Origin of the sequence: Lentilactobacillus senioris DSM 24302 = JCM 17472 (assembly GCF_001436555.1) — a bacterium.
Lineage (GTDB): Bacteria > Bacillota > Bacilli > Lactobacillales > Lactobacillaceae > Lentilactobacillus > Lentilactobacillus senioris.
In genome coordinates this window covers 1-1750 of the sequence record NZ_AYZR01000005.1, presented here as the reverse complement: position 1 = coordinate 1750, position 1750 = coordinate 1, and the positions used below count along the sequence as shown (strand labels likewise).

The 1750-nt window shown below is 50.7% G+C and carries 1 rRNA gene; it reads right to left on the bottom strand.

The window, feature by feature from the left end:
- Positions 1–34: 34 nt before the first annotated feature.
- Positions 35–1609: ribosomal RNA gene (locus FC56_RS02650) — 16S ribosomal RNA — on the bottom strand.
- Positions 1610–1750 lie beyond the last annotated feature (141 nt).

The window sequence follows — 1750 nt, the reverse complement described above, 5'->3', positions numbered from 1 at the left end:
GATGAAATGTACTGGTTTCCGTTTTATTCCTTAGAAAGGAGGTGATCCAGCCGCAGGTTCTCCTACGGCTACCTTGTTACGACTTCACCCTAATCATCTGTCCCACCTTAGACGGCTGGCTCCTAAAAGGTTACCCCACCGGCTTTGGGTGTTACAAACTCTCATGGTGTGACGGGCGGTGTGTACAAGGCCCGGGAACGTATTCACCGTGGCATGCTGATCCACGATTACTAGCGATTCCGACTTCATGCAGGCGAGTTGCAGCCTGCAATCCGAACTGAGAACGGCTTTAAGAGATTAGCTTGACCTCGCGGTTTCGCGACTCGTTGTACCGTCCATTGTAGCACGTGTGTAGCCCAGGTCATAAGGGGCATGAGGACTTGACGTCATCCCCACCTTCCTCCGGTTTGTCACCGGCAGTCTTGCTAGAGTGCCCAACTAAATGCTGGCAACTAACAATAAGGGTTGCGCTCGTTGCGGGACTTAACCCAACATCTCACGACACGAGCTGACGACAGCCATGCACCACCTGTCATTCCGTCCCCGAAGGGAACGCCCAATCTCTTGGGTTAGCAGAAGATGTCAAGACCTGGTAAGGTTCTTCGCGTTGCATCGAATTAAACCACATGCTCCACCGCTTGTGCGGGCCCCCGTCAATTCCTTTGAGTTTCAACCTTGCGGTCGTACTCCCCAGGCGGAGTGCTTAATGCGTTAGCTGCAGCACTGAAGGGCGGAAACCCTCCAACACTTAGCACTCATCGTTTACGGCATGGACTACCAGGGTATCTAATCCTGTTCGCTACCCATGCTTTCGAGCCTCAGCGTCAGTTACAGACCAGACAGCCGCCTTCGCCACTGGTGTTCTTCCATATATCTACGCATTTCACCGCTACACATGGAGTTCCACTGTCCTCTTCTGCACTCAAGTCTCCCAGTTTCCGATGCACTTCTCCGGTTAAGCCGAAGGCTTTCACATCAGACTTAAAAGACCGCCTGCGCTCGCTTTACGCCCAATAAATCCGGACAACGCTTGCCACCTACGTATTACCGCGGCTGCTGGCACGTAGTTAGCCGTGGCTTTCTGGTTGGATACCGTCAATAAATGAACAGTTACTCTCATCCATGTTCTTCTCCAACAACAGAGTTTTACGAGCCGAAACCCTTCTTCACTCACGCGGCGTTGCTCCATCAGACTTTCGTCCATTGTGGAAGATTCCCTACTGCTGCCTCCCGTAGGAGTTTGGGCCGTGTCTCAGTCCCAATGTGGCCGATTACCCTCTCAGGTCGGCTACGCATCATTGCCTTGGTGAGCCGTTACCTCACCAACTAGCTAATGCGCCGCGGGTCCATCCATAAGTGATAGCCGAAACCATCTTTCAAATGTAAACCATGCGGTTTACATTGTTATACGGTATTAGCACCTGTTTCCAAGTGTTATCCCCTGCTTATGGGCAGGTTCCCCACGTGTTACTCACCAGTTCGCCACTCGTCTCATTGTGAAATCTCTTTGGTGCAAGCACCGCCGATCATTCACCAAGACGCGTTCGACTTGCATGTATTAGGCACGCCGCCAGCGTTCGTCCTGAGCCAGGATCAAACTCTCAGTTTTACCTGAGCTGTTTGTAAGCTCATGATTTTAATTTGTTACTTAAAAGCGAATTGACTTCGCAAATGTTTTTGGTCTTGATAAATCAAGACGCCCAGCACATTTGTTTTCATCGAATATTTTGTTCAGTTTTCAAAGGTCTAC